General features: G+C 71.4%; 31 protein-coding genes. 12 read left to right on the top strand and 19 right to left on the bottom strand.

Annotation, left to right across the window (positions count from 1 at the left end):
• The 3 genes from C1A38_RS08175 to C1A38_RS08165 form a co-directional block, all read right to left on the bottom strand.
• On the bottom strand, nucleotides 1-1,050 hold the full coding sequence (locus C1A38_RS08175; protein WP_102657216.1) for a LacI family DNA-binding transcriptional regulator: 1,050 nt from the start codon (nucleotides 1,048-1,050) through the stop codon (nucleotides 1-3).
• A 114-nt stretch (nucleotides 1,051-1,164) separates the two neighbouring features.
• Nucleotides 1,165-2,046, bottom strand: a complete 882-nt coding sequence (locus C1A38_RS08170; protein WP_373306919.1) for a Sco1979 family transcriptional regulator — start codon at nucleotides 2,044-2,046, stop codon at nucleotides 1,165-1,167.
• Between the two features lie 136 nt (nucleotides 2,047-2,182).
• Nucleotides 2,183-2,422, bottom strand: coding sequence for a DUF397 domain-containing protein (locus tag C1A38_RS08165; RefSeq protein ID WP_013733736.1), 240 nt, complete (start codon nucleotides 2,420-2,422; stop codon nucleotides 2,183-2,185).
• 257 nt (nucleotides 2,423-2,679) lie between these two features.
• Between C1A38_RS08165 and C1A38_RS08160 the strand changes: the two genes are divergently transcribed.
• Complete coding sequence (locus C1A38_RS08160) at nucleotides 2,680-3,327, top strand: GGDEF domain-containing protein (RefSeq protein ID WP_102657214.1); 648 nt, start codon at nucleotides 2,680-2,682, stop codon at nucleotides 3,325-3,327.
• Nucleotides 3,328-3,474: 147 nt separating this feature from the next.
• On the opposite strand, the gene C1A38_RS08155 is transcribed toward C1A38_RS08160, so the two are convergent.
• The 10 genes from C1A38_RS08155 to C1A38_RS08110 form a co-directional block, all read right to left on the bottom strand.
• Nucleotides 3,475-3,954, bottom strand: a complete 480-nt coding sequence (locus C1A38_RS08155; protein ID WP_102657213.1) for a type II toxin-antitoxin system PemK/MazF family toxin — start codon at nucleotides 3,952-3,954, stop codon at nucleotides 3,475-3,477.
• Nucleotides 3,955-4,095: 141 nt separating this feature from the next.
• Entirely contained in the window at nucleotides 4,096-4,482 is a 387-nt protein-coding gene (locus C1A38_RS08150; RefSeq protein WP_102657212.1) for a DUF2267 domain-containing protein, read from the bottom strand.
• A gap of 67 nt (nucleotides 4,483-4,549) precedes the next feature.
• On the bottom strand, nucleotides 4,550-5,092 hold the full coding sequence (locus C1A38_RS08145) for a hypothetical protein (RefSeq protein WP_102657211.1): 543 nt from the start codon (nucleotides 5,090-5,092) through the stop codon (nucleotides 4,550-4,552).
• Complete coding sequence (locus C1A38_RS08140) at nucleotides 5,089-5,820, bottom strand: winged helix-turn-helix transcriptional regulator (protein WP_102657210.1); 732 nt, start codon at nucleotides 5,818-5,820, stop codon at nucleotides 5,089-5,091. The genes C1A38_RS08145 and C1A38_RS08140 overlap by 4 nt, the downstream gene beginning before the upstream one ends.
• On the bottom strand, nucleotides 5,821-6,678 hold the full coding sequence (gene pstB / locus C1A38_RS08135; RefSeq protein WP_102657209.1) for a phosphate ABC transporter ATP-binding protein PstB: 858 nt from the start codon (nucleotides 6,676-6,678) through the stop codon (nucleotides 5,821-5,823).
• A gap of 1 nt (nucleotide 6,679) precedes the next feature.
• The gene (gene pstA / locus C1A38_RS08130) at nucleotides 6,680-7,594 is read right to left on the bottom strand and encodes a phosphate ABC transporter permease PstA (RefSeq protein WP_102657208.1); all 915 of its coding nucleotides are present in this window, start codon (nucleotides 7,592-7,594) and stop codon (nucleotides 6,680-6,682) included.
• Entirely contained in the window at nucleotides 7,591-8,583 is a 993-nt protein-coding gene (pstC, locus tag C1A38_RS08125; RefSeq protein WP_102657207.1) for a phosphate ABC transporter permease subunit PstC, read from the bottom strand. The genes pstA and pstC overlap by 4 nt, the downstream gene beginning before the upstream one ends.
• A 76-nt stretch (nucleotides 8,584-8,659) precedes the next feature.
• The gene (gene pstS / locus C1A38_RS08120) at nucleotides 8,660-9,739 is read right to left on the bottom strand and encodes a phosphate ABC transporter substrate-binding protein PstS (protein WP_102657206.1); all 1,080 of its coding nucleotides are present in this window, start codon (nucleotides 9,737-9,739) and stop codon (nucleotides 8,660-8,662) included.
• 194 nt (nucleotides 9,740-9,933) lie between these two features.
• On the bottom strand, nucleotides 9,934-10,578 hold the full coding sequence (gene phoU, locus C1A38_RS08115) for a phosphate signaling complex protein PhoU (protein WP_102657205.1): 645 nt from the start codon (nucleotides 10,576-10,578) through the stop codon (nucleotides 9,934-9,936).
• A gap of 225 nt (nucleotides 10,579-10,803) precedes the next feature.
• A complete protein-coding gene (locus tag C1A38_RS08110) occupies nucleotides 10,804-12,171 on the bottom strand; it encodes an MGH1-like glycoside hydrolase domain-containing protein (protein ID WP_102657204.1) in 1,368 nt (455 codons plus the stop codon).
• A gap of 209 nt (nucleotides 12,172-12,380) precedes the next feature.
• Between C1A38_RS08110 and C1A38_RS08105 the strand changes: the two genes are divergently transcribed.
• The gene (locus C1A38_RS08105; RefSeq protein WP_102657203.1) at nucleotides 12,381-12,992 is read left to right on the top strand and encodes a class I SAM-dependent methyltransferase; all 612 of its coding nucleotides are present in this window, start codon (nucleotides 12,381-12,383) and stop codon (nucleotides 12,990-12,992) included.
• Between the two features lie 23 nt (nucleotides 12,993-13,015).
• Nucleotides 13,016-13,639, top strand: coding sequence for a class I SAM-dependent methyltransferase (locus tag C1A38_RS08100; protein WP_102657202.1), 624 nt, complete (start codon nucleotides 13,016-13,018; stop codon nucleotides 13,637-13,639).
• Nucleotides 13,640-13,644: 5 nt separating this feature from the next.
• Here the strand turns inward: C1A38_RS08100 and C1A38_RS08095 are convergent, their stop codons facing one another.
• Together C1A38_RS08095 and C1A38_RS08090 are read right to left on the bottom strand one after the other, a co-directional pair.
• Nucleotides 13,645-14,841 (bottom strand): erythromycin esterase family protein, encoded by a 1,197-nt coding sequence (locus tag C1A38_RS08095; protein ID WP_102657201.1) that lies wholly within the window; start codon nucleotides 14,839-14,841, stop codon nucleotides 13,645-13,647.
• A 46-nt stretch (nucleotides 14,842-14,887) separates the two neighbouring features.
• Nucleotides 14,888-15,271, bottom strand: a complete 384-nt coding sequence (locus C1A38_RS08090) for a MerR family transcriptional regulator (RefSeq protein WP_102657200.1) — start codon at nucleotides 15,269-15,271, stop codon at nucleotides 14,888-14,890.
• 64 nt (nucleotides 15,272-15,335) lie between these two features.
• Here C1A38_RS08090 and C1A38_RS08085 point away from each other — a divergent pair, with 64 nt between their 5' ends.
• Complete coding sequence (locus C1A38_RS08085; protein WP_102657199.1) at nucleotides 15,336-15,923, top strand: NADPH-dependent FMN reductase; 588 nt, start codon at nucleotides 15,336-15,338, stop codon at nucleotides 15,921-15,923.
• Nucleotides 15,924-16,008: 85 nt separating this feature from the next.
• On the opposite strand, the gene C1A38_RS08080 is transcribed toward C1A38_RS08085, so the two are convergent.
• On the bottom strand, nucleotides 16,009-16,980 hold the full coding sequence (locus tag C1A38_RS08080; RefSeq protein WP_102657198.1) for an aldo/keto reductase: 972 nt from the start codon (nucleotides 16,978-16,980) through the stop codon (nucleotides 16,009-16,011).
• A 54-nt stretch (nucleotides 16,981-17,034) separates the two neighbouring features.
• On the opposite strand from C1A38_RS08080, the gene C1A38_RS08075 reads away from it, so the two are divergent.
• From C1A38_RS08075 to C1A38_RS08060, 4 genes are all read left to right on the top strand, one after another.
• A complete protein-coding gene (locus tag C1A38_RS08075) occupies nucleotides 17,035-17,400 on the top strand; it encodes a MerR family transcriptional regulator (RefSeq protein ID WP_102657197.1) in 366 nt (121 codons plus the stop codon).
• Between the two features lie 99 nt (nucleotides 17,401-17,499).
• Entirely contained in the window at nucleotides 17,500-18,231 is a 732-nt protein-coding gene (locus C1A38_RS08070; RefSeq protein ID WP_102657196.1) for a class I SAM-dependent methyltransferase, read from the top strand.
• Nucleotides 18,232-18,313: 82 nt separating this feature from the next.
• Nucleotides 18,314-18,910 (top strand): dihydrofolate reductase family protein, encoded by a 597-nt coding sequence (locus C1A38_RS08065; RefSeq protein WP_102657195.1) that lies wholly within the window; start codon nucleotides 18,314-18,316, stop codon nucleotides 18,908-18,910.
• Nucleotides 18,907-19,383 (top strand): GNAT family N-acetyltransferase, encoded by a 477-nt coding sequence (locus C1A38_RS08060; protein ID WP_233196701.1) that lies wholly within the window; start codon nucleotides 18,907-18,909, stop codon nucleotides 19,381-19,383. Before C1A38_RS08065 ends, C1A38_RS08060 begins: the two co-directional genes overlap by 4 nt.
• An 11-nt stretch (nucleotides 19,384-19,394) precedes the next feature.
• Here the strand turns inward: C1A38_RS08060 and C1A38_RS08055 are convergent, their stop codons facing one another.
• A complete protein-coding gene (locus tag C1A38_RS08055; RefSeq protein WP_102657194.1) occupies nucleotides 19,395-20,291 on the bottom strand; it encodes a LysR family transcriptional regulator in 897 nt (298 codons plus the stop codon).
• 70 nt (nucleotides 20,292-20,361) lie between these two features.
• On the opposite strand from C1A38_RS08055, the gene C1A38_RS08050 reads away from it, so the two are divergent.
• A complete protein-coding gene (locus tag C1A38_RS08050; RefSeq protein ID WP_233196700.1) occupies nucleotides 20,362-21,294 on the top strand; it encodes a dihydrodipicolinate synthase family protein in 933 nt (310 codons plus the stop codon).
• On the opposite strand, the gene C1A38_RS08045 is transcribed toward C1A38_RS08050, so the two are convergent.
• Nucleotides 21,268-21,975 carry a DUF899 family protein gene (locus C1A38_RS08045; RefSeq protein WP_102657193.1) on the bottom strand — a complete coding sequence of 236 codons (708 nt, stop codon included), beginning with the start codon at nucleotides 21,973-21,975 and terminating at the stop codon, nucleotides 21,268-21,270. The two genes, C1A38_RS08050 and C1A38_RS08045, sit on opposite strands and share 27 nt — an antisense overlap.
• Nucleotides 21,976-22,111: 136 nt before the next feature.
• Between C1A38_RS08045 and C1A38_RS08040 the strand changes: the two genes are divergently transcribed.
• Both C1A38_RS08040 and C1A38_RS32175 read left to right on the top strand, forming a co-directional pair.
• Nucleotides 22,112-22,771 (top strand): sigma-70 family RNA polymerase sigma factor, encoded by a 660-nt coding sequence (locus C1A38_RS08040; RefSeq protein ID WP_233196699.1) that lies wholly within the window; start codon nucleotides 22,112-22,114, stop codon nucleotides 22,769-22,771.
• A gap of 41 nt (nucleotides 22,772-22,812) precedes the next feature.
• The gene (locus tag C1A38_RS32175) at nucleotides 22,813-22,938 is read left to right on the top strand and encodes a hypothetical protein (protein WP_286046952.1); all 126 of its coding nucleotides are present in this window, start codon (nucleotides 22,813-22,815) and stop codon (nucleotides 22,936-22,938) included.
• A 10-nt stretch (nucleotides 22,939-22,948) separates the two neighbouring features.
• On the opposite strand, the gene eccB is transcribed toward C1A38_RS32175, so the two are convergent.
• Nucleotides 22,949-24,331: a type VII secretion protein EccB gene (eccB, locus tag C1A38_RS08035; protein ID WP_102657192.1), complete on the bottom strand. Its 1,383-nt coding sequence runs from the start codon at nucleotides 24,329-24,331 to the stop codon at nucleotides 22,949-22,951.
• A gap of 182 nt (nucleotides 24,332-24,513) precedes the next feature.
• On the opposite strand from eccB, the gene C1A38_RS31315 reads away from it, so the two are divergent.
• Complete coding sequence (locus C1A38_RS31315; RefSeq protein WP_199180131.1) at nucleotides 24,514-24,690, top strand: hypothetical protein; 177 nt, start codon at nucleotides 24,514-24,516, stop codon at nucleotides 24,688-24,690.
• The last annotated feature ends 116 nt before the right edge of the window (nucleotides 24,691-24,806 follow it).

Genomic DNA, 24,806 nt, shown 5'->3' with positions numbered 1-24,806 from the left:
TCAACTCCTCGGGGCGGGTCCGGCGCTGGTCCGGACGACGAGCGTGGTGGGCAGCAGGATCTGGTGTGCGTCGGTGTCCACGGGCGGGTCGAGCAGGAGTTCCGCCGCGCGACGCCCCTTCTGCACACCGGGTTGGCGGACGGTGGTCAGGCCGACGGGCGCCGCCTCGGCGATGTCGTCGAAGCCGGTGACCGCGAGGTGTCGGTCGGCCTCCCGCAACGTGTCGAGCGCGCCGAGGGCGAGCACGTCGGCGCAGGCCAGCACGGCGGTGATCGGCTCAGGGAGGGAGTCCGGCGCGCCCACGGCGGCGGCACCGGCGGGACGGCTGTTGTCGGTCGCCGACAGGATCGTCAGCTGCGACCAGTCGACTCCGACCGCCGCGAAGGCGTCGGCGAACCCGGCGAGCCGTTCCCGGGTGGTGGGGTGTGGCACGTCGGCGAGGTCGCCGACCCGGACCGGCCCGGGTGCGGCGTCGGGCAGCACGCGGTCGGCGAGCAGGGCGACCCGCCGGTGACCGAGCCCGGTCAGGTGCTCGGCCACCGAGCGGGCGGCGGCCCGCTCGTCGATGCCCACCCACCGGTCCTCGGCGCGCGGGCGGGCCGAGGTCGTGACGAAGGGCAGTCCACGGCTCCGGATCGCGTCGACGATCTCCCCCTCCTCGTCGCCGCCGCAGTAGACGCAGAATCCGTCGACGGCGGCGTTCTCCACGGCCTTGCGGGCGCCGGCCGCGTCGGCGGGCAGCGGCACCAGCAGCAGGCTGCTGCCGTGCCGCTCGGCCGCCTGTGCCACACCGGTGAGGAACTGCGTGGCGAAGGGGTCGGTGAAGGCGTAGGACAGGCGGGAGGTGAACAGCACCCCGATCGCCCCGACGTAGCCGCGTCGCAGGGACCGGGCGGTCGGGTCCGGGCCGGGATAGCCCATCTCCCGCGCCGCGTCGAGGATGCGTCGGCGCAGCTCGGTGGAGAGCTGGTCCGGGCGGCTGTAGGCGTTGGAGACGGTGCTGCGGGAGACACCGACCGCCTCGGCCACCGCGCGCAGTGTGGGTTTCATCGACCCCTCCCCTCTCTGGATCGATTCAGACTAGATCGATCCAGAGATTAGTCGCACGACCGACGAGTGTCAATCGAATGACCGAAGGTGACGGTGCGGACGGTCAGTGGCGGATCAGGCGGCGTCGAACTCCGCGATCATGCGCTTCAGGATCTCCGGCGTACGCTCCGGCGGCTCGGCCTCGACGCAGAGTCGTTCCATGGCCACCGCGTAGAAGTCGAGGTCTTCCCGCTTGTCCAGGTAGAGCGCGCTCGTCAACTGTTCGATGTAGACGATGTCGGGCAGATCCTGGTCACCGAAGCGCAGGATCGTGAAGGCGCCACCAGCGGCGGCATGCCCACCGGCGGCGAACGGAATGACCTGCAACCGCACGTTCGGCGTACGGGTGGCCTCGAGCAACGCCTGCAACTGGCCACGCATCACCGCCGGCCCGCCGATCGGCCGGCGCAGCGCCGCCTCGTCGACCACCGCCCACAGGCGGGGCGGACGCGGTCGGCGCAACAACTCCTGACGGCGCATCCGCAGGTCAACCCGGCGCTCGATCTCGTCGAAGTCGGCCTGGCCGTGGCCGAGCAGCACCACGGCCCGGGCGTACTCGCGGGTCTGCAACAACCCCGGCACGAACTGGACCTCGTAGCTGCGGATCAGTACCGCCGCGGCCTCCAGACCGAGGTACGACTGGAACCACGACGGCAGGACGTCGCCGTACCGGTGCCACCACCCTGGATTGTTGGCGTCGCGAGCCAGCTTGAGCAGGGCGGCACGCTCCTGCTCGGCGGTGACGCCGTAGAGGGTGAGCAGGTCGGCGACGTCGCGTTCCTTGAAGCCGACGCGACCGAGCTCCATCCGACTGATCTTCGACTCGGACGAGCGGATCTCCCACCCGGCGCTCTCCCGGGTCACCCCGCGCGACTCCCGCAGCCGACGCAGCTGCGCACCCAGCAGCATTCGCAGCACGGTCGGGCCTGCCGCCGGGCCCTCCTCGGCGGAAACCATGGTCACCTGCCGTCCTCCGCATGCCATCGTCGGTCGCGCCGGTGGACCGGCCCGACCGACGTGTAAGCATGCCATGAACCTTCAGTGAGGTGAACATCCCCCGTGTGGGGCAAATCCCGCCGATGGGATGAGCGGATCAGTCGATCAGGTGGTCGAAGTCGCCGTCACGGGCGCCGAGCACGAACGCCGCGATCTCGTCCACTGTGTAGATCAGCGCCGGCCCCTCGGGGTGTCGTGAGTTGCGCATCGCGATGCCCGCTCCGCCGGGCAACTCCGCCAGCTCGACGCAGTTTCCACTGGGATTGCTGCGGCGGCTCTTCAGCCAGGCGAGGGGAGGCAACTGGTTGGCCGGTACACCGTTGGGCGGCTGCTGCATGGGGCGTCTGTTCTCTCCGATAGGCGCCGGCGCCGTGGGAGGAGCGGTAGCGGCACGAGGGTGTGGGTTTTCTCGTTCACATGCACGTGCATCTGCTATTGCATCTGCAATGGACAGCGAGCATGATAGCGCATGAGTATGGTGCCCATCCGCTCACAATCAGTTACACAAACCTGGTTGCCGCCAGGGGAAACGAGGCATCTGGCGACACTCGTCAGCCAGGGGATGGGCGCGCGTTGCGGCGAGGGGAGGACGGGGTGCCGGATCCGCTGACCGTCGCGTCCGGCGTCTGTGCGGTGGGAGCCCTGCTCTCCTCCTGGCAGCTGAGCCGCCGAGCCGTACGCGCCGAGGCCGAGATCGACCGCCTCCAGGCCGAGCTCACCGCCGAGCGACACGCCGCCAGCCACGACCCGTTGACCGGTCTGCCCAACCGGCGCGCCTTCTACCGGCTCGCCGCGGCGCTGCTCACCGACAACGCCGGCCGACCGCTCGTCGCCGTGGTGCTCGACCTGGACAACTTCAAGGAGATCAACGACCGGTACGGCCACGCCGCCGGAGACAAGGTCCTGATCAGTGTCGCCGAGCGGCTGGCCACCTTCGCCGGCGACAACCTGGTGGCCCGGCTCGGCGGTGACGAGTTCGCGGGGCTGCTGGCCAGCCCGACTGTCGACCACCGCTGGCTCGACCACGCCACCGGCCGGCTCTACGAGATGCTCGCCGCACCGATCCCGCTGGGCGCGGCCACCGTGCGGGTGACCGCCTCGGTCGGTCTGGCCCCGGTGCACGGCACCCAGCTCACCGAGGCGCTCGACCGCGCCGACGCGGCGATGTACGAAGCCAAGGCGATCGGATCGGCCCGCGCCCACCGGGCGTTGCGCGACGCCCCGCATCTCGCCGAGTGCTGACCGCGCTGTTCCGACGCCACCCCGGGTCCGCCGCAACGGCGGTGCGCCGGCTCAGCTCCCCAGCCGCAACCAGGCGTGGCGGGCTCAGTGCCAGGTGTGAGCCGGCGTGGCGGGCTCAGTGTCAGATGTGAGCCGGTAGAGCGCGACTCAGTGCCAGCCGTAGCCGGCGCGGAGGGCTGCGCTGACCCGGTCGAAGCGGGGACGGTCCAGCACCGCGCCTTCGCGCCGGATGCCGTCCTCCCGCATGGTGAGCACCCGGTCGAGCCGCACCCAGCTGTGTCGCTTGTCCCGGTCCCACTCCCCCGGCCCGAGGGCCAGCCAGTGCCGTTCGCCGTCGCGATCCCGGCTGGAGAGCATCAGTCCGAACAGCGTCCGGCTGTGTCGACCCACCACCAGCACCGGCCGGTCCTTACCCTGGCGGGGGTCGTCCTCGTAGGACACCCAGGTCCAGACGATTTCCCCCGGGTCGGCGTGGCCGTCGGGCTCCGGAGCGTACGACAGTTGCCGACGTTGCAGCGCACTTACCTGGCGGGGCCGCGCGACCTTGGCCGGGGTCGGCCCGGGACGCCGCGGGGCCGGAATCACCGCGCTGACGCGGGCCGCCATACTCCTCAACAGACCTGCCACGGCGGCAGCCTATCGGCTGGCGCCGACCGCCCCTACGCCAGGGAGGCGTCTGTTCGACAGCCGAACGGCCAGGACGGGTCAGCTCGACAGCCGAAGGGCAGGATCGGCGCAGACCCGCAGCTCACCAGCGACCGAGGCCGCTCAGGGCCAGGTCTCGTCCGGCCCACTGATCGGGTCGATGCTGCCGTCGGCGGCCGTGGGTAGCCCGGCCACCAGGGCCCGGAACTCGTTGACGGTGACGGCCTCGCGCAACGTCGCGAAGACCGCCGCCGCGCCGAGGCCCGCGGTCTGCTCGTCGACTCCGGCCCGCTCGCCGACCCGGCGCAGGAAGTCCCCCGGCCCGCTGGTGAACGGGTCACCGGCGGTGTCGCTCAGCTCGTCCGGCAGGTATCCGGTGGGATCGGTGGTCGGTTCACCGGTCATCCGTTCCGCCAGGGTCCGCAACACCGCCCGCGCCACACCGGCGGACTGGTCCGGTGACAGCCCGGACCGACGCGACACCGCGTCGACGAATAGGGGAAACCGCACGGCACCCTCCCGTCGTCAAGCCCGCGCTGGTTACCCCCGCCCCGGCCAGATAAACGGTGGCCGTCGTTCACCTCGCCCCGGAGCTCTCCTCGTCGGTCAGGGACAGTCGGGCCTCGCACCAGTCGGCGGCACGATCCTGGTCCACGCTGTAGCACAGCTCCCGGGGCGCCTCCGGGCGACCGGGTGACCTGTCGAACGGAAGCCCCCGCCCCGCGTAGTCGTGGTGGGCCTTCAACAGCCGGGTCAGCCCCGCCATCGCACCGATGATCTTCTGCCGGGGCCGGCCGGTGCGCTGGCTCAACTCCTCGACGGTGAACCCCCGTCCCGGCTCGGCCGACAGCGCGTCGAGCAGCGCCGCGACCGTACGGTGGGTGGCGCTGGCGCCCCGGCTGAGCCGCCGCAGTTCGTCGACCGTCCAGCCCTGCGTCGGCGCGTCGGGCCGGGGTGTGGACCGGCGTCGCGGCAGCGGGGCGGTCCGCCGCCGGGCGTCGAGGTCGGCCAGCAGACGGGCGACGTGCGGCAGGTGTGCCACCGGCACCGCCACCAGGACCATGCCCGGCGGGGCGGACGGCGTCGGCGGCCCGGGCGGTTCCCGGTTCGCCTCGGTCACGACGCCGACGGCGTGGTCGTGGTGGGCACGAAGCGGTAACCGAGGCCGCGTACGGTCACGATCATCGGCGCCTGGTCGCCGTCGAGGGCGAGCCGCCGACGGAGCCGCTTGACGTGCACGGTCAGGGTGTTGGAGGTGTCGTCGGAGATCCCACCCCACCCGGCGGCGAGCAACTGCTCGCGGGTGACAGTCCGCTCGGCGTTGCTCATGAAGAAGTACAGCAGGCGGAACTCCTTCATCGGCAGGGCCACCAGCCGGCCGTGCTGGCTCACCTCGAACGTCGCCGGATCCACCCGCAGCCCGCCCAGCTCGATCGGCGGGTCGAGGGCACCGGAGGTCTCCGGGCGGATCGCCCGCAGGATCGGCAGCACCTCGGTCGCCCGGTAGGGGCGGCGGACCCCGGCTGTCGCGCCCGCCTTCAACGCCGCGGCGGCCACCCCACCGTCGTCGTCGCCGACGCCCACCACCGTCGGGATGCCGGCCCGGCGGGCGAGCAGCCGTACCACCTCGGTGCTGCTCATGGTGGTCAGCCCCGAGGCGACGACGGCGGCGTCCGGCTGCAGGGCGCCGGCATCCAGCAGCGCCTCGGCGGCGTGCGGGTAGTGGTGTGCGCGTACCCGATGATCGGCCAACTCGGCGACCAGCGCGCCACCGACGCTCTCGTCGTCGTCGATCACGAGCAGCACGAAACGCCCGTTCGAGCCCACCGTCGTCGTCGCTTTCGTCACTCAGCCGAAGCGACCGGTGATGTAGTCCTCCGTACGCTTGTCGGCGGGGTTGGTGAACAGCTTGCCGGTCTGGCTGAACTCGACAAGCCGACCGTGACGCACCTGCTTGTCGTCCACCTCGGCGGTGAAGAAGGCGGTGTAGTGGCTGACCCGGGCGGCCTGCTGCATGTTGTGCGTGACGATGACGATCGTGTAGTCGCTGGTCAGCTCGAACATCAGGTCCTCGATCTTCGCCGTGGCGATCGGGTCGAGCGCCGAGCAGGGCTCGTCCATGAGGATGACCTCGGGCTTGACGGCGATCGTCCGGGCGATGCACAGCCGCTGCTGCTGGCCGCCGGAGAGCGCCAGGGCGCTCTTGCGGAGCTTGTCCTTGACCTCGTCCCACAGGGCGGCCTTGGTGAGCGCCTCCTCGACGTGGTCGTCGAGACGGCCCTTGATGCCGTTGATCCGCAGGCCGTACGCGACGTTGTCGAAGATGGACTTCGGGAACGGGTTGGGCTTCTGGAACACCATGCCGATGCGGCGGCGGACCTGGATCGGGTCGACGTCGCGGGCGTACAGGTCCTGGCCGTGGAAGGACACCTCGCCGCTGACCCGGGCGCCGGGGATCGGGTCGTTCATCCGGTTGAGCGCCCGCAGCACTGTGGACTTGCCGCAACCCGACGGCCCGATCATCGCGGTGACCTGGTTCTGCTGGATCGGCATGGTGGTGCCGCGCACCGCCTCGTAGCTGCCGTAGTAGACGCTGACGTCACGCAGTTGCATCACCGGCGTGTCGGTGGGCTCGACACCGGAGGCGGTACCGCCGGGGGCGTGCACCGCGACGGAGGGGCGGGTGGTGAGGTTGTTGCTGGCCATGTCAGCGCTCCTTGATGGCGAACCGGCTGGAGATGAAGCGGGCGATGACCGTGAAGCTGAGCACGATCACGATGAGCGTCAGTGCCGCACCCCAGGCCCGGTCCTGGGCGGCCGGGAACGAGGTGCTGGCGTTGCGGAAGATCTGTGCCGGCAGGGCGGTGTTGGAGCCGTCGAAGAGGTTCCAGTTCGGCGTGAAGACGATGCCGGTGACGATGATGATCGGCGCGGTCTCGCCGGCCGCGCGGGCCACGGCGAGCAGTGAGCCGCTGGTGATGCCGGAGATCGCCGCCGGCAGCACCACGGTCAGCGTGGTCTTCCACTTGCGCGCGCCCAGCGCCATGCTCGCCTGGCGCAACTCCTCCGGGACCAGCCGGAGCATCTCCTCGCTGCTGCGGATGACCACCGGCAGCATCAGGCAGGCAAGCGCCAGCGCACCGGCGAAGCCGGTCTGCTGACCGACGAGCAGCACCCAGCTGATGTAGACGAACAGACCCATCACGATCGACGGCACGCCGGTCATCACGTCGGCCATCAGCCGGATCACCCGGGCCAGCGGCTTCTGCTTGCCGTACTCGTTGAGGTAGATCGCGCCGAAGACGCCCAGCGGGATGGCCATCAGCGCGGCGGCGCCGGTGATGACAAGCGTGCCGATGATCGCCGGCGCCATGCCGCCGCCTTCCCGGCGGTAGGAGTTGGGGATGTCCTCGGTCAGGAAGGACAGGCTCATCACCCCGGCGCCCTTGCCGATGACCGTGTAGGCCACCAGGGCCAGCGGGATGACGGCGAGCAGCACGGCCCCCCAGATGGCGGCCGTGGCGAGGTGGTTGGTGAACCGGCGACGGCCCGACAGGGCGGCCCGGGTCAGGTCGGGTCCGCCGGTGGCCGGGCGGGTGGCGGGTGGTGCGGTGACGCTCACGCGACGCTTCCCTTCATCCGGGCCTCGGCCCGACGGACGACCGTCTGGGCGAGCACGTTGATCAGCACCGTCATCGCGAAGAGCACGACGCCGAGGCCGATCAGGGCCGCGGTGAAGGTGCCGGTGGACTCGCCGAACTGCTGCACGATCACGGCGGCCATCGAGTTGCCGGGGGCGAACAGGTTGGCCGTGATGTTGGTGGCGCCGCCGATCACCAGGGCCACCGCGATCGTCTCGCCCATCGCCCGGCCGAGGCCGAGCATCACCGCGCCGACGACGCCACCGAAGCTGTGCGGGAACACCGCGCCGCGGATCATCTCCCAGCGGGTGGCGCCGAGCGCGAGGGCAGCGTCCTTGTCGGCGCGCGGCACGGTGCTGAACACCTCGCGGGTGATCGAGGTGATGATCGGCGTGACCATGATCGCCAGGATGAGACCGGCGGTCATGAAGTTCCGCCCGCTGCTGACCGGGCCGAAGATGCTGCCCAGCACCGGAATGCCGCCGAAGACGTCGTGCAGCCACTGGTAGACCGGCACCATGGCGGGCGCGACGACCAGGATGCCCCAGAGACCGAAGACCACCGACGGTACGGCAGCCAGCAGGTCGATCACGGTCACCGCCGGCCCGCGCAGCCGGCGCGGCGCCAACTCGGTGAGGAACAAGGCGATGCCGACCGAGACCGGCACCGCGAACAACAGGGCGATGAGTGACGAGATCGCCGTGCCGAACGCGAACGACAGCGCGCCGAAGATCGCGTCACCGGCGGCCGGGTTCGGGTCCCAGGTCCGTTCGGTGAGGAACCGCAGGCCCATCGCGTCGAACGCCGGCCATGCCTCGCGGACGGTGGTGATCAGGATCAGCCCGAGAATCGCCAGCACCAGCAGGCCGGTGCCGAGCGTCCACCAGGAGAAGACGCGGTCGCCGAGTGCGCTGCTGCCGCGTTGGGACAGCGTCGACCGGGCGGTGGGGGGCTTGTTCGTCAAGGTCATCTTTACTCCAGCTCAGGTACCCGGCTGGGGACGGGATCGCGTCGATCCCGTCCCCGGCTGGCGATCTTGGTCCTGATCAGCCCTGGATCTTGTCGACCTGGGCCAGCGCCTTCTCCTTGAGGGAGGCGGGCAGCGGCGCGAAGTCGATCTCCTTGGCCAGGTCCTGACCGTCGTTGAGCAGGTACGTGAGGAAGCCCTTGACCAGGTCGGCCTTGGCGGCGTCGCCGTACGAGGTCTTCACGATGATGAAGGTCGGAGCGGTGATCGGGTACGAGGTGGCACCGGCGGCGTTGAGCGGGTTGTAGCTCAGGTCCGCGGCGATCTCGGCGCCCTCCAGGCCGGCGGTGGTGCCCTCGATCGTCGGCTCGACGAACTGGCCGTCCTTGTTCTTGATGGCGGCGAACTTCAGGCCGGTGGCCTTGGCGTCGCTGAGGTCCACGTAGCCGACGGCGCCGTTGGTCTGCTGCACGATCTGGGCGACACCTGTGTTCTTCTCGCCACCCTGGGTGCTGGCCGGCCAGTTCACGGTGTCACCGCTGCCGAGCTTCCAGGTGCCCGCCGCAGCGGCGTCGAGGTACTTGGTGAAGTTGCTGGTGGTGCCCGAGCCGTCCGAGCGGTGCGCGACCACGATCGGGGTGCTGGGCAGCGTGACGCCCGGGTTGTCGGCCTTGATCGCGGCGTCGTCCCAGGTCTTGATGTCGGTCTGGAAGATCTTGGCGAGCGTCTCCGGGCTGAGCTGGAGCTTGTCCACGCCCTGCAGGTTGTAGGAGATCGTGATCGGCGCCGCCACGGTCGGGACGTAGAGGAACGAGCCGGCGGCCACGCCGTCGGTGTCCTTGACCAGGCTGTCGGTGCCGGCGAAGTCGACCAGACCCTCACCGAACTGCTTCTTGCCGGTGCCCGAACCGGTCGCGTTGTAGGTGACCGTGACCTTGCCGGCCTCACCCTTGAAGGCCTCGATGACCTCTTGGTAGTACGCGTCGGGGAAGCTCGCGCCGGACGCCTTCAACTCACCGGACAGGTTCGCGTAGGCGCTGTCGCCGCCGCTGTTGCTGCCGGGCTCCGTGCTGTTGTCGTTGCTTGCGCAGCCGGTAAGCGCGAGCGCGGCAAGCGCGACGCCGGCGAGGACGCGCCGCGAAAGCACGTTGCGGTTCACCAGGTAAGCCTCTCTATCGGGGTGCATCAGCCCGTCCGGGCCGTACGCGAATCAAGCTGTCAGGCCCAGGTAGCCGGACTCCCGGAACCAGGTGAACGAAAAATGAACTTGGCGGCACCGGTGATGGCCGACCGGGAACGAGATGTGACGCTCTGGCGCACCGACGCCTCAGATGCCCGGTATGGGCACCTGGCTCAGAGCCGGACGGTCCCGGTCACCAGGTAGACGACCTGCCGGGCGACGTTCACGGCCTGGTCGGCGTAGCGCTCGTAGTAGCGGCCGACAAGCGCCAGGTCGATCGCCGACTCCACGCCGTACGACCAGCCGGAGACCAGCATCGACAGCAGGCGTTCCTGCGCGGCGTCGACCTCGTCGTCGTCGAGGCCGAGCTGCATCGCGTCCAGCGGGTCCCGGGTGGCCAGCACCACGGTCGTCTTGTCGGCGATGCGGGCCGCCGCGTGCGCCATTTCGGTAAGCACCGGCACCGCCGGCGCCGGCACCACACCCACCGGGTGGCGCATCAGGACGACCTTCGCGATGTGTACGGCGAGGTCACCCATCCGGTCCAGGGCGCCGGCGATGCGCAGCGCGCACACCACCAGACGCAGATCGGAGGCGACGGGCTGGTGCCGCACCAGCACCTCGGGGATCATCGCCTCGGCCTCGGCGCGGCGGCGGGCCAGGACCGCGTCGTCGGCGATCACCGTCTCGGCCGCGTGCCGGTCGACGTCGAGCAGGGCGACGCTGGCTTGCCGGATCGCCGCACTGGCCTCGCGGCTCATCGTCGCCAGGATTCCGGTGAGCCGGTCAAGTTGCTCGTCGTAGCTCTCGCGGCCCATCGCCCCTCCGTCCCACCGGGGCCACGGCCCGTCCTGCCGCAGTACCCGCCCAACGTCAGGCTGAACACCGTGGCACGGCACCGCCGGGCTGGTCGGCGCCCTGGCCAGCAACCTACCTGCCGAACCCGCCCCACGCCCGCTCCACGCCCGCTCCGCAATCCGCTGGCAGGGCTTTGTTAAAAGGGGGCCCTTCCTATACATCAGGCGTTAAGAAGGTGCCCTTCCTTACATCTCGGCGAGGAGGTCGAGCAGGAGGGCGGCGGTCCAGCTGAAGGCCGGGGAGCCGAGGCCCGCGCCGGTGTCCGGATGGAAGTACTCGTGGCACCCCGCCGTGACCGCCAGCTCGATCATCGACACGCCCAGGCCGGCGGCCAGTCGGGGGTGCCCGTGTGTCAGCAGCCCGTACCGGACCAGCCAGTTGATGTTCATCCAGCTGGGGCCGCGCCAGTAGCGCAGCGGCTCGAAGTCGACTGCGGTGCGGTCGTGGCTGGGCAGCGGGCGGGTCATCCGGGCGGCGAGCCCGAAGCGGGGTGAGCCGGCCTCGACGAGGATCGCCTCGACCTGCGCGGTGGGCAGGTCCGGCAGGATCAGCGGGGTCAGCCCGAGCACCGTCCGGGCCGGGGTGAGCCGGCCGGTACGCAGGTCGCGGGCGTGGAAGGTGCCGGTCGTCGGGTCGTAGAGCCGGTCCACAAGCGCGGTGGTGATCGCCGCGGCGCGCTGTCGGTGCGGGCCAGGGTCCGCGCCGATCTCCTGCGCGATGTGCGCCAGCGCCGACTCGGCCGCGCCCATCGCCGCGTTGAACAGCGGACACTCCACCAGGAACGGGTGCCGGTCGGCCAGCTGCTCGTCCCGGTAGCCGGCCGCCCGGTAGGCGGTGACTATCGCGACGTAGCGCGCGTAGTCCAGGTCCGTGGGGCGGTGCGCGGCGGCGGCGTGCACGATGTCGCGCCGACGGTACGCCCGCAGCACCGCCGCCTCGGCCGGCACGGCGGCCAACGGCTCGTCCCAGGCCGGGCTGTTGTCCAGCCCGGACTCCCACGGATGCACGATGCTGGCCAGCCCGGCACCACCGACGTCACGATGGTTGCTCAGGTAGTGCTGCTGAGCCACCAGGCGCGGATAGAGCCGACCCAGCGCGGCACGGGCCGGCTCGGACGGTGCCCGGCGGTAGGCGTGCCATGCGGCCAGGGCGTGCACCGGCGGCTGGACCAGCCCGGAGGTGACCGTACGCGGTGTGCCGGCCACCGAGGTGGTGGCCCAGAAGGCTGGTCCGGGGAAGTAGGCGTCGTCGGCGACCACCGGGTTGAAGACGATGTGCGGGACCCGCCCGTCGCGCCACTGGGCGTCGAACAGGCTGGTCAGCTCCGCCCAGGCGCGCTCGGGGCGCAGGTGCGCCCAGCCGATGGCGATGAACGCCGAATCCCAGCTCCACTGGTGCGGGTAGAGGGTGCGAGAGGGCACCGTGTGGTCGTGCTCCCAGTTGCCGTCGAGTGTGGTCCGGGCCACCGCGGCGAGGGCGGCCCGTTCCCGTGCTGCGGTGTCGGCAGGCGGGGTGTCCCCCGGCCCGACTGCTGGCACAACCTGTTCCACCATGTGTCACTTCCCGGTAGCGCTGGGTTCCAGAATAGGCTCCGGCCAATTCGACGCTCGCCGGACCCGGCCGCCGGCTCCCGGTGGCAACGATCACGAGATAGTCTGGGAACCGGCGCATATGGGTCGAAGGTGGTCGATGGCGCAGACCCGATCCATGCGTACGGGGGCGGCCGCAGGTCCAGTGGCATGACGAGGCGAAGGAGCCCCGGATGAAGCAGTCGCGGCAGGGTCCCACGGGCACCCAGGGCGCGGACTACACCGAACGCTTGCAGCAGCTCAGCGGCGCCCGCTGGAAGCGGGTCCTGGACGTGCAGGCGCCCTACCGGTGGAACCTGCGCCGGCTGCGCCTGGGCCGGACCCTCGACGTCGGCTCGGGACTCGGCCGCAACCTGATCAACCTCGGCGAGGGGGCGATCGGGGTGGACCACAACCCGACGTCGGTGGCGCACAGCCGCGCACTCGGCCTGCAGGCGTACACCACCGAGGAGTTCTTCGCCTCCGAGCACGCCCGGCCGGGTGCCTTCGACTCGCTGCTCGCCGCGCATCTGCTGGAGCACATGCCGGCCGAGCAGGCCCGCGCGGTGGTCGCCTCGTACCTGCCGTTCGTCCGCCCCGGCGGCCGGGCGGTCTTCATCACCCCGCAGGAGCGTGGCTACCACAGCGACTCGTCGCACGTCCGGTTCGTCGGCTTCGCCGAGGCGGCCGAGGACTGCGACGCACTCGGCCTGAACGTGCAGCGGCAGTACTCGTTCCCGTTCCCCCGCGCCGCCGGGCGGGTGTTCACCTACAACGAGTTCGTGACGGTGGCCCGACTGCCCTGAGCGCCGCTGGTTACGGTGGTCCGATGAGCGAGCGCAGCACCGCCCCGGGCAGCCCGACCCGCTGGGCCACCGACACCGGACCGGAACACTCGCAGTGGTACGTCGACCGGTTCCGGCAACTGGCCGCCGAGGGCGCCGACCTGGCCGGTGAGGCACGGCTGGTCGACGCACTGGTGCCGCCACGCTCACGGATTCTCGACGCCGGCTGCGGCACCGGCCGGGTCGGCACCGAACTGGCCGCTCGCGGCCACACGGTCGTCGGTGTGGACGCCGACCCGGTGCTGGTCGAGGCCGCCCGCGCCGACCATCCGGGGCCACGCTGGCTGGTCGCCGACCTGGCGACGTTGGATCTCGCCGCGGCCGGGGAGCCGGAGCCGTTCGACGCGGCGGTGCTGGCCGGCAACGTGATGACCTTCGTGGCCGCCGGCACCGAGGTGGCGGTGCTGCGTCAGGTGGCCGCGCACGTACGCCCCGACGGGGTGATCGCGATCGGCTTCGGCACCGACCGGGGCTATCCGCTTGCCGACTTCGACGCCCATGTGGCCGCCGCCGGGCTGCGGCGCGACCACCGCTTCGCCACCTGGGACCTGCGCCCGTGGCACGACGACGCGGACTTCGCCGTCAGCGTGCTGCGCCGCCCCGCCTGACCACGTCACGAGTCGCGGTCCGCGCCGCTCTCCGGACCGGCCGCGCCCTCCACAGCGGGTGCGGCCTGCGGAGCGGGTGCGGCCCCGCCGTGGGAGGTGCGGGCCGGCGGCAGCGGGCGGATCGGGGTGATCGTGGGGAGGTAGGCGATCGCGTCGAAGCTCTCGGTCAGCGACGGCAGGTCGTAGTAGTGCTCCTCGTCGCGTTCCGCCTCGTAGAGGCCGGAGATCAGACGGGTCCGCCAGGGCCGGTCGAGTTGGTGCGCGAGGTTGGCGGCAGGTTGGCCGCGCAGGTCGACGACCTGTGCACCGGTACGGTCGAGCAGCGCCTCCACCGATGTCGGGTCCGGCGGCGGGATCTCGGTGCCCGGTATCCGGCCCCGGCCGACGGTGATGTGCACGGCGGCGTATCCGCCGCCCAGCGCGGCCCGCAGGTGGGCGCCCATCATCGTGTCGCCGTGCGCCGCGACGTGAGCGCTGCCCTCCCAGACGACGACGCGGTCACCGGTACGCCGGTGGTGATCGAGCAGTCGCCCGGCGGCGTCGCGTTCCTCCCGGGCGGTGTCCCGGCCGACGCCGATGGCGTTGCCGTGGAAGTCGACAATCGCGTCGACCAGTCGCAGCGCCTCGTCGCCCCCCGGGCCGTCGGTCACGCCGGCGACCAGGTCGCGGGCGGTGCGGGCGAGGTGGACGAACGGTACGCCGGGGTGGGTGCCGAGCCGGCGTTGGACGTGTTCGCCGTTGTCGTGGGCGGTCCGGATGATGTCGAGGAGTTCACCGACCCGGGTGGCGGCCGCCGGGTCCAGCGGGGCGAGCAGTTCCGTGACCCGGTCGTAGTCGGCGGGCAGGGTGCCCGGGGCGTTGACCGCGACGACGCGTACCCGGTCGTGCGGGTGGGTCTCGTTGTGCCGTCGGAGCCGGATGAGCGCGTCGCGCATCTCCACCGTCCGCCACGGGCCCCACGCCTGGGCGAGGGTCGAGGTCAGGTCGACGTCCTCGCCCCGGACGAACCGGTCGTAGCGGTCACCGACCCGCTGGTTGTCCAGCAGCGCAATGGTCCGGAAGCCGCGCCGGATGAGCGCGTGGGTGGTCTGCTCGACAAGCCGGAAGGGTTCGGTCGCCTCGCGGGTGCTGGTGCCCAGGCCGACGACGGTGGCCGTCCCGACGAGGGCGGCGAGTCTCTGCGCGGTGCGGTGCTCGTCCATCCCCCGACGATGGGACTTGAACCATTGTTGAAGTCAAGTCGTGAGGTCAGCGGGCCGGGTCGTGCCGCCCGATCTCGCACAGCTTGGCACCGGACTCCATCGCGGCGAGTTGCGCCTTGAGGTGGCGTACCCGCTGCTCGACCTCGGTCACCAGCCGGCCCGCGACCCGCTCCCAGTCCTCGCGCTGCGGATCGACCGGCAGGTCGGTGAACAGGTCGGCGATCTCGCGCACGCTCAGGCCGACCCGCTGGGCGAGCTTGGCCACCTGGATCCGACAGGCGGCGGACTCGTCGAAGCGACGCTGGTTGCCGGCGGTGCGTACGGCGGTGACGACCCCGTGGTTCTCGTAGAACCGCACGGCCGACGGCGCGACACCGCTGTCGGTGGCCACCTCGCTGACGCTGTACGTGCGATGCCCGAGAACCGTCATGACGGCAGGATAGGCACCTCGCCCCGTTGACTTCAACTAATGTTGAAGTTGCAGGCTGGTGGTCATGAGCGGTCCGACCGAACACCACAGCCCTCCCACCGACGTACGCATCGCCGTGATCTCGGGCAGCGTCCGCACGGAGCGGATGGGCCCGACGATCGCCGGCTGGGTCGTCGCCGCCCTCGACGACACCACCGTCGATCTGATCGACGTCGCCGACGTCACGTTGCCGGACGACAGTCTGCTGTGGCCCGGTGGTGGCCCGAGAAGCGAGGTGGCCGACCGGATAGCCGCGGCCGACGGGTTCGTCTTCGTCACACCGGAGTACAACCACAGCTACCCCGCCGCGCTGAAACGGCTGATCGACTGGCACTACGCCGAATGGCGTCTCAAGCCGGCGACCGTGGTGGCCTACGGCGTGCAGGGCGGGCACGCGGCGATCGAGCACCTGCGCGGGGTGCTCGCCGAACTCGGCGTGGTGGCGACCCGGCGGGCGATGGGTCTGCGCGCACCGTGGCAGTTCCTCGACGATCAGGACCGGTACGCCCCGGACCCGGAGGTCTGCCAGGGCCTGGCCGCGAGCCTGGCCGAGCTGCGGTGGTGGGCCGAGCTGTTGGCCGAAGCCCGCCGCGACCGGCCCCTGCCGGTCTGACGTTCCTACGGGGGCAGCCGACCCGGCCGCGCCTCGGTGCCGCAGTGGCGTCGGGGGCGCGGTCGGGTCGGCTGGGCGTCAGCGGTCAGTCCGCCGAGTTCAGCCGGGCAAGGTGCGCCTCGTCGAGGGTGAGGGCGACTCCGTCCAGGGCCGCGTCGAGCTGGTGGAGTTTGCTGCCGCCGAGGATGGGCCGGATGCCCTGGCTGACCAGCCAGGCGAGCACCACCTGGCCGCGCGTCGCGCCGGTGTCGCGGGCCACCGCGTCCAGCGCCGCCAGCCGGCGGGTGTTGCCCGGATGGTCGTAGACCTGCGGGATCGACTTGGCCGGATTGTCGTACGCCCCGCTCAGCAGCGGCGTGTAGGCCCAGAGGTCCATCCGGTGCGCGCGGGCGAAGTCGAGTTGCTCGTCGCTGAGCACCCCGTGCGGGTGGACCACGCCGTCCGGTCGGGTGCCGGGGCGTACCCGCAGGTAGGTGGCGTTCAACTGGAACGCGTCGATCGGCATGGTGCCTCGGGCGGTCGCGTACGCGCGGGCCCGTTCGATCCGCCAGGCCGGGTGGTTGGAGGCACCGACCCGGCGTACGGTGCCGGCGGTGACCTGCTCGGCGATCGCGTCCACGCTCTCCTCGATGGGCGTGGCCCGATCCTCCTGGTGCAGCCAGAGCAGGTCGACGTGTCCGACTCCCAGCCGGTCCAGGCTGCCGGCGAAGGCGTCGCTGATCGCCCGACGGCTCAGCCCTGCCCGGTGTGCGGGCCAGGAGCCCTTCCACAGCGGCTCCGCGCCGACCTTGGTGGCGATGCGCACCCGCTCACGGACGCCGGGGCGGGCGGCGAGCCAGCGGCCGAGGATCCGCTCGCTGTCCCCGCCCCGTCCGTCCGGGCTGTGCCAGAACGCGTAGCAGTCGGCGGTGTCGATCCATTCGCCCCCGCGTTCCACGAACCGGTCGAGCAACTCGAACGACGTCTTCTCGTCGACGACAGTGCCGAAGGTCATCGCGCCGAGCACAAGAGCGGACACGGCCGGGCGTCGAGCCTCATCGAGGTGATCCGAAGTCATGCGACCACGATTCAACCTGGAGCGCGCTCCAGGTCAAGCGGTACGGTCCCGAGGGTGAGGACGTACACACCCGCCGAGGCGGCGCGGCGCAGCGGTTTCTCCATCGACACCTTGCGCTACTACGAACGGGAGGGCATCCTCGCGCCGGTGGCGCGTACACCCGGTGGGCGTCGGGTCTACCGCGACAGCGATCTGTCCACACTGGATTTCCTGCGCTGCCTGCGTGATGCGGGCATGCCGATCGAACGGCTGCGTCGCTACGGCGAGCTGTGCCGCGACCCCGACACCGTCGCCGAACGCGTCGAACTGCTGCGCGAGCACGCCGCCGCCGTCCAGCAGCAGATGGACCAGCTTCGAAGCTGGCAGGCCCGGGTCGAGGAGAAGCTCGCCTGGTACGAGCGGCAACTCGAACAGAGCTGAAGACCGCCGACGTCGCCGGGGCGGCAGATGATGCCGCCTGTGTGAATTAGGCCATTTTATGCTTGTTTGTAAGCTTGACTTGGTAGTTGGCTGGTCGGCATGGCACGCATCGCATACAACGCAGCCGACGCGGCGGCGTTCAAGGCCACCCGACACGTCACCGAGGACAGCCTCGCCGCCTGGCAGGCCGCCGTGATCCGGCATCTCGACCCGCAACCGGGGATGCGGGTGCTCGACCTGGGCTCCGGCACCGGAAGTTGGGCGCGGGCCTTCACCACCTGGCTGCCCGACGCCGAGGTCGTCGCCGTCGAACCATCAGCGGCGATGCGGGAGCAGAGCGTGTTCGCGCCGGTCCTGGCGGGCGACGCGGCGCACATCCCGCTGCCCGACGGCAGCGTCGACGCGGTATGGCTCTCCACCGTCATCCACCACGTTCCCGACCTGCCCGCCGCCGCCCACGAACTGCGCCGCGTGCTGCGCCCCGGCGCCCCGGTGCTCATCCGGTCGGGGTTCGCCGGTCGACCCGAGAGGATCAGCCTGTTCCGCTACTTCCCGGAAGCCATCGCGGTGCTCGACACCTTTCCGAGCATCGCCGACGTCGAAGCCGCCTTCGGCGCGGCGGGCTTCGCCCTGGTCGCCGTCGAGCAGATCCCCGAACTCACCGCCACGTCGCTCGGCGAGGTGGTCGCGAGCCTGCGTCGGGAGGCGCACACCCTGCTGCAACTGATCGACGACGACGCGTACGCAGCCGGGCTGCGGCGACTGCACCAGGCCGCACAGGTGGACAGTGGACCGGTGATCGACGCGCTCGACCTGCTCGTCCTGCGCTGATCGTGTTTCGGGCCACCGGGCAATCGTCGACTCCACTACGGTCATCGGTGGACAGCAGCAGGTCGTCGCCGGAAGGGCCGTGATGCCGGGTCGGTTCGTGTACTGGATGAACGTCTCCGTCGATCTGCGGATCGAGTACGCCACGGGCGAGGCGGGCGGCGGCAACTGGATGCGCATCACCGAGCCGCTGCACCGCGTCTTCAACGAGCGGGCCCGGGCCATGTCGCTCGCGGTCGAGGGCCGCACGATCTACGAGACGATGGAGTCGTTCTGGCCGGCCGCCCGGCACGACGACGCGCTGCCCGACTTCCTGCGCGAGTACGGCGAGATCTGGACCTCGATGCCCAAGGTGCTGGTGTCGCGCACCCGCACGCACGCCGAGCACAACACCCGGATCATCGGCGGCGACGACGCGATCGAGCAACTGGCGCAGCTGCGCGCCGAGACCGACGGTGTCATCGGCGTCGGCGGCGCCACCCTGGCCACCCAACTGCTGCGCGCCCGGCTGCTCGACGAGGTGCTGCTGTTCACCCATCCGGTCGTGCTCGGCAGCGGTCGGCCGCTGTTCGACGCGTACGACGAGCCACTGGAACTGGACCTGCTCGAACAGGCGTCCTTCGACGAGGGTGTGACGATGCACAGGTACGCCGTCCGGAACACCCGCCCCGCGTCGTCGTGAGCGCCATCCGGGCGGCCACCACCGTGATCCGTCCTGCCCGCGACAGCGACGCGGACGCCGTCGCCGAGGTGTTCCTGGCGTCCCGAGCAGCCGCCATGCCCTACCTTCCGCGACTGTACGACGACGAACAGACCAGGGCGTGGATCACCCAGGTGATGCTGCCGGCCAGCACCACCTGGGTGGCCGAGTCCACGGCGACCGCCGAGATCCTCGGCTTCGCCGCCCTCGACGGCGACCTGCTGGCACACCTGTACCTGCGGCCCGACGCCCGCCGGCAGGGCATCGGCACCGCGCTGCTGGCCCGGGCACAGCAGGCCAGCCCGGGTGGGCTCAGCCTCCGCGTCTTCACCCGCAACAGCGCGGCGCGGGTCTTCTACGAGCGGCACGGTTTCCGCCCGGTCGACAGCGACGACGGCAGCCGCAACGAGGAGAACGAGCCCGACATGACGTACCACTGGCCGGGGCTGCGCTGACCCACGACGGGTCAGCCCACCTCGGGCAGGTCGGCGGCGGCACCACGGAGTGCGGCGACGCTGGCCAGCACCGCGGGATGGTCGGCCGCACCCAGCCGGTACGCGATCCGGGTTCGTCGGCGAATGGGCAGCGGAATCAGGCGGGTGCCGGCCGGTGGCCCGTCGACAGCCAACTGTGGCACCAGCCCGACACCCTGACCGGCGGCGACCAGGGCGAGCACGGCGGTGAAGTCGTCGGCGTGGTGGCGCACGGTGGGGCGGAATCCGGCCAGTTCACAGGCGTGCAGGGTGACGGCGTGACAGAGCGTTCCCGGGCTGCCGATGATCCAGTCGGCGTCGCGTACCGCACGCATCGGGTCGTCGGGCACCGGGTCGGCGGCGGGCAGCGCGAGGAACACCGTCTCGTCCAGCAGCGGCGTCGAGTCCAGCGCCGGGTCGGGCTGCACCGGCACGATGTCGTAGTCGTGCACGAGGGCGACGTCGAGGCGACGCTCGCGCAGCGCGGCCGGCACCGCGACCGGATCCAACTCGGTGACCAGCAGATCCAACCCCGGATGCTGGCGGGCCAGGTCGACCAGGGCGGGTAGCAGCAGAGGACGCACCGCGCTGGGGTACGCCCCGATGCGTACCGTGCCGAGCAGTCCACCGCGAGCGGCGGCGAGGGTGGCCTCGGCGGCTTCCAGCCCGGCGAGGATCACCTCGGTGTGCTGCACCAGCGCCGTCGCGGTGGCGGTGAGGCGTACCCCTCGACCGACGCGTTCCAGGAGCACGACGCCGGTCTCCCGTTGCAGCGCGGCCAGCTGCTGGGAGACGGCGGACGGTGAGTAGGTGTGCGCCTCGGCGACGGCGGCGATGGTGCCGAGGCGGGCCAGGTCGCGCAGCAGACGCAGCCGACGAACGTCAAGCATCAGCTCAGCTTACGGATTCGTGGAGGAATCGGAACTGGTGCTTCACGCTGTGCGGTCGCAGGCTTGTGGCATGACACCCACCGGACTGTACGTACCGCTGATCACGCCCTTCGACGCGCGCGGCGAGGTCGACCAGGACGCGCTGACCCGCCTCGCCGACCAGGTGCTCGCCGACGGCGCCGACGGTCTGGTGGCCCTCGGCACCACAGGCGAACCGCACGCGCTGAGCACCACCGAGCAACGCGCGGTGCTCGACACCCTCGGCGCTGCCTGTCGGCGACACCGCGCCGGCTTCATGGTCGGCGCGCACACCGCCGAGGACCTGCGCGCCCTCGCCGGGCGGCCCGGCATCACCGCGGCGCTGTGCCTGGTGCCGCCGTTCCTGCGACCCGGCGAGGAGGCGGTGCTCGCGCACTTCGCCCGGCTGGCGGAGGTCTCCCCCGTGCCGTTGGTCGTCTACCACGTGCCGTACCGCACCGGGCAGGCGCTCTCCGCCGGGGCGCTGCGTCGCCTCGCCGACCTGCCACAGGTGGTGGGCGTCAAGCACGCGGTCGGCGGCATCGACGCCGACACCATCGCCCTGCTCGCCGACCTGCCACCGGACTTCGCGGTGCTCGGCGGCGAGGACGCGTACCTCTCGCCGCTGCTCGCGCTCGGCGCACACGGCGGCATCCTCGCCTCCGCGCACCTGGCCACCGCCGACTACGCCGCCCTGGTCGCGGCCTGGCGCGACGGGGACCTCGCCCGCGCCCGGCCGCTCGGGCACCGGCTCGCCACCCTCTCGACGACGCTGTTCGCCGAACCCAACCCGTCGGTGATCAAAGCCGTGCTGCATGCCCAGGGACGCATCCCGACCCCGACGCCGCGCCCACCACTGCTGCCCGCCACCGCCCAGGCCACGGCACTGGCGTTGACGTGCGCCGAGGAGGTGACCAGGACGGCCGACCCGCGCATGATCACCTCGACCGTCGGGACGTCATCGCGGTGTGACGCCGGGGCGTGACCATTGCGCGGTGGGGCGGCCGTTGAGACGCCACGGGTGCCCGGTGACCCGAGGCCAGCCTTCAGGCGAGTTCTCCCAGTTCTCCTGCCGGCCGTACACCGTGAGGTCCAGGGCGTGGTAGGTGGTCGTCAACGCCTCCACGCCCCGCCCGGTGGTCCAGTAGGTCTCGTAGACCTTGTCGCCGTCGCGCAGGTAGCACGCGATGAGCCCGAAGCCGCGACCGTCGACCAGGGCCGGGTCGGAGTCTTTCGCCGAATACCAGGGGAACCGGTAGCCCATGAACTCCGCGAACGGGGCACTTTCGTCGTAGGAACCCTGGCAGAACACGGCGTAGGTGACGTCCCGCGCGTGCAGGTAGTCAAGCATCTGCATGTGACAGGTCGAGAAGGTGCACCCCTCACACTGCTGCTCGTACGGCTTGCCGTCGTGCCACATGTGGAAGTAGGCGATGAGCATCCGACGGCCCTCGAACACCTCCACCAGCGGGATGTCCCCGCCAGGTCCCCGCACCGTCACCGTCGGCATCAGGGTCATCGGCAGCTGACGACGAGCGGCGGCGATCGCGTCTCCTTCGCGGGTGTGGGCCTTCTCCCGGGCCAGCAGTTCGTCACGCTCGCGCAGCCAGGTCTCCCGGTCGACGATCGGGGGCGCGGCGGCGCTGGAGGTGGGGGTTGCCGTCATGGCTGTCTCCTTCGTGCAGTGGGGATCGGTCACAGGTACAGACGACCGAGTCGGCGATCGTCATCGGTGACCGATGACAAATGGGTCCACGGTCGTCAGTACGGTAGTGCGGACCAATCAGCCCCGGAGAAACCACATGTCCGACTCGCCTGATGAGCAGGCGCTCTGGCTGCAGCGCGCCTTCGACGAGCACCGGCGTGAGCTGCACGTCCACTGCTACCGCCTCGCCGGCAACGTCACCGACGCGGACGACTTGGTGCAGGAGACCTTCCTGCACGCCTGGCGGGCTCGCGACCGCTTCGAGGGGCGGGCGTCGGCGCGCACCTGGTTCTCCCGGATCGCCACGAACATCTTCCTCGACAGCCGCAAGGCGGCCGGAAACCGGACGCTACCGTACGGTGATCCGCTGGAGTGGTCCACCGAGCTCGGCCCCTATCCCGACGCCCTGCTGGCCGACGATCCGCAGACCGGTCTCGCCGCCCGGGAGACCGTCGAGCTGGCCGTGATCGCAGCGCTGATGTACCTGCCGCCGCGGCAGCGGGCGGCCTTCGTGCTGCGCGACGTCTACGGCTGGACGCCGCAGGAGATCGCCGCCGCGCTCGACACCGCCGTAGCGGCCGTCAACAGCCTCCTCCAGCGGGCCTGCCACACCCTCCGGCAGCACGCTCCGTCGGCCCCGAAGGACTGGCGCCGCCCGAGCCGCAGGTCGTCGGGATCGACGCGGCCGCGGAGTTCCTCGGCCGACCGCTCGACTGGCGTACGTTCCCCACCTCGGCCAACGGGCGCCCGGCACTGATCAACTATCTCCGCCGGCCCGGCAGCCCGCACTACGAGGCGTTGGTCGTCGACGTACTCCGGATCGAGAACGGGAAGATCGTGGAGAGCAACGCCTTCATCGGTGCCCGCCACGTCGCCGCCTTCGGCATGCCCGCCACGCTCGAGCCCGACGCCGGAGCCGAGTGACGTGGGAGTACTAGGAGGTGATCGACCGGCGGGCCGCTTGCGGGTCCAGGCTCGCTCCGGCCGGGACCAGGCTCACCAGGCCCGCCGGCAGCCGGACGGGACGGGTCTGCCCGTAGCCGAGCATGGTGGCAACCTCGGCGTCGGCGAGCACGTAGCGCCGGCCCAGGTCGGTGACCACGCAGAGCGCGCCGCCGGTGGCGCCCGGGGTCGCCGTCGCCTCGACCAGGGCGCCGCTGCCGGGCTCGACCAGCACGTGGTCGGCCACCGTCCGGCCGGCCGCCGCCGCGACGGTGGGCGTGGCGGCGGACAGGTCGGGCAGGGTCGCGTCCAGGCGCAGGTCGACGCCGGTCGGGTCGTCGCCGACGAGGGCGCAGAGCACCGGTGAGCCGGGGGCGGCCAGTCGGGGCGGCGCGCTCGGTGGCGCGTCGGGGCCGGTGGGCGCGAGATCGGGCAGCTTCGGCAGGGTGGCGAACCGCCCGAGGCTGATCTGCTCCGGTTCGCGCTGACCGGTCCGGGCGAGTTGCAGACCGGCCTGCAACTCGGTGACGCCGGCGAGACCGTCGCGCAGCACCACCGCGTACTGTCGTCCGCCGCCGGAGTTGCTGACCAGCAGGACGTCGCCGATCCGGGCGTCGACCACCCGCTCGGAGGGCTCGCCGAGGTCGGGCAGGTGCAGTGGGGCGAGGTCGAGTCCGGCGGGCACGGTGTTGAGCACGGCCGCGGCGACCGGGACGGCCCGGGCGCGGGTCGTGGCCAGCGCGGCCAGCACCCGGTCGGCGTCGCGTATCAGGTGCCGGCGCTGTTGCCGTACCAGGTGCAGCCGGCCGCCCGGGTCACGCAGGATCAACGCCTCGTCGCGCAGCGGCCGCCCGCCGGGGTCGCCGGTGCCGATCAGCAACACCGACCGGGGATCGCGCCGGCCGGCCTGCGGGCCGGTCGAGCAGACCGTCCAGGGCGCGGCGGAGAGCCGGTTGGCCGCCGGCAACGAGTCGGGTGCGTCGGCGATGCCCAGGGGCAGCCCGCGGGGTACGCCGTCGATGGCGCGTCGCGACACGAGCACGGTCTTCGGCTGTTCGGCGCCGATGACCAGCAGCGCCGAGGTGTAGTTGGGCACCGGGTGCAGCCGGTTGTCCCGGTAGACGAACCGGGCCCCCGACTCCTTCTCCACGATCACCGCCGCAGTGTCGCGCCACTTCGCCGCACCACCGGTGAACAGGCCGTAGAGGGCGAAGCCGCCCAGCCCGACGACCGCCACCAGGACGCTGGCCAGGCCCGCCCCGGCGAGCCGGCGAAACGGTGACTGCGCGGGGTCGGTTTCGCGCATGACCAGCGCGGCGACCACCCGCTGGAGGGTGAACTGATACGAGTGCAGCTGATCCTGCCGCGACGGCATCGCTTCCCTTCCGGCGAGCTGATCGGCGCACAGAATATGCGGTGCGTCGATGTCTCGCCGACCGCCCGCGACGACGCCGCAGCCGCACCGGCGGCAGTCAATCGGCATGAACCGGGCGTTTCGGGGTAGCTGACCGGTCGGGCCGTCCGGATCGACCAGGCGGCGGGTTCGGGAGGTGGGAGATGCGCGCGCTGCTCTGGGTCGTCGGAGTCGTCGGAGGAATTATCGTCCTGCTCGGCCTGCTCCTCGAAGCGGTCCGCTGGCTGGTGATCATCGGGCTGGTCGCGCTCGCCGGGGTGATCATCCTGGCCTTCGTGCGGGGACGTCAGTCGGCCCACAACTATCCGAACCGCCGCTGAGCTCAGGTCGACCCGATCGGGCACCCCGCGTCAGCCGGGACGTGGCCCTGCGGTGGCCACGGCGCCCAGGCGGTACAGACCGCCCGCGCGCCGCGCCACCGCGGGCCGTACGCGGA

It is taken from the genome of Verrucosispora sp. ts21 (assembly GCF_002879555.1).
Taxonomy (GTDB): Bacteria; Actinomycetota; Actinomycetes; order Mycobacteriales; family Micromonosporaceae; genus Micromonospora; species Micromonospora gifhornensis.
Note: the sequence above shows the minus strand (reverse complement) of the source record. Positions and strands in the feature narration are given on the sequence as shown.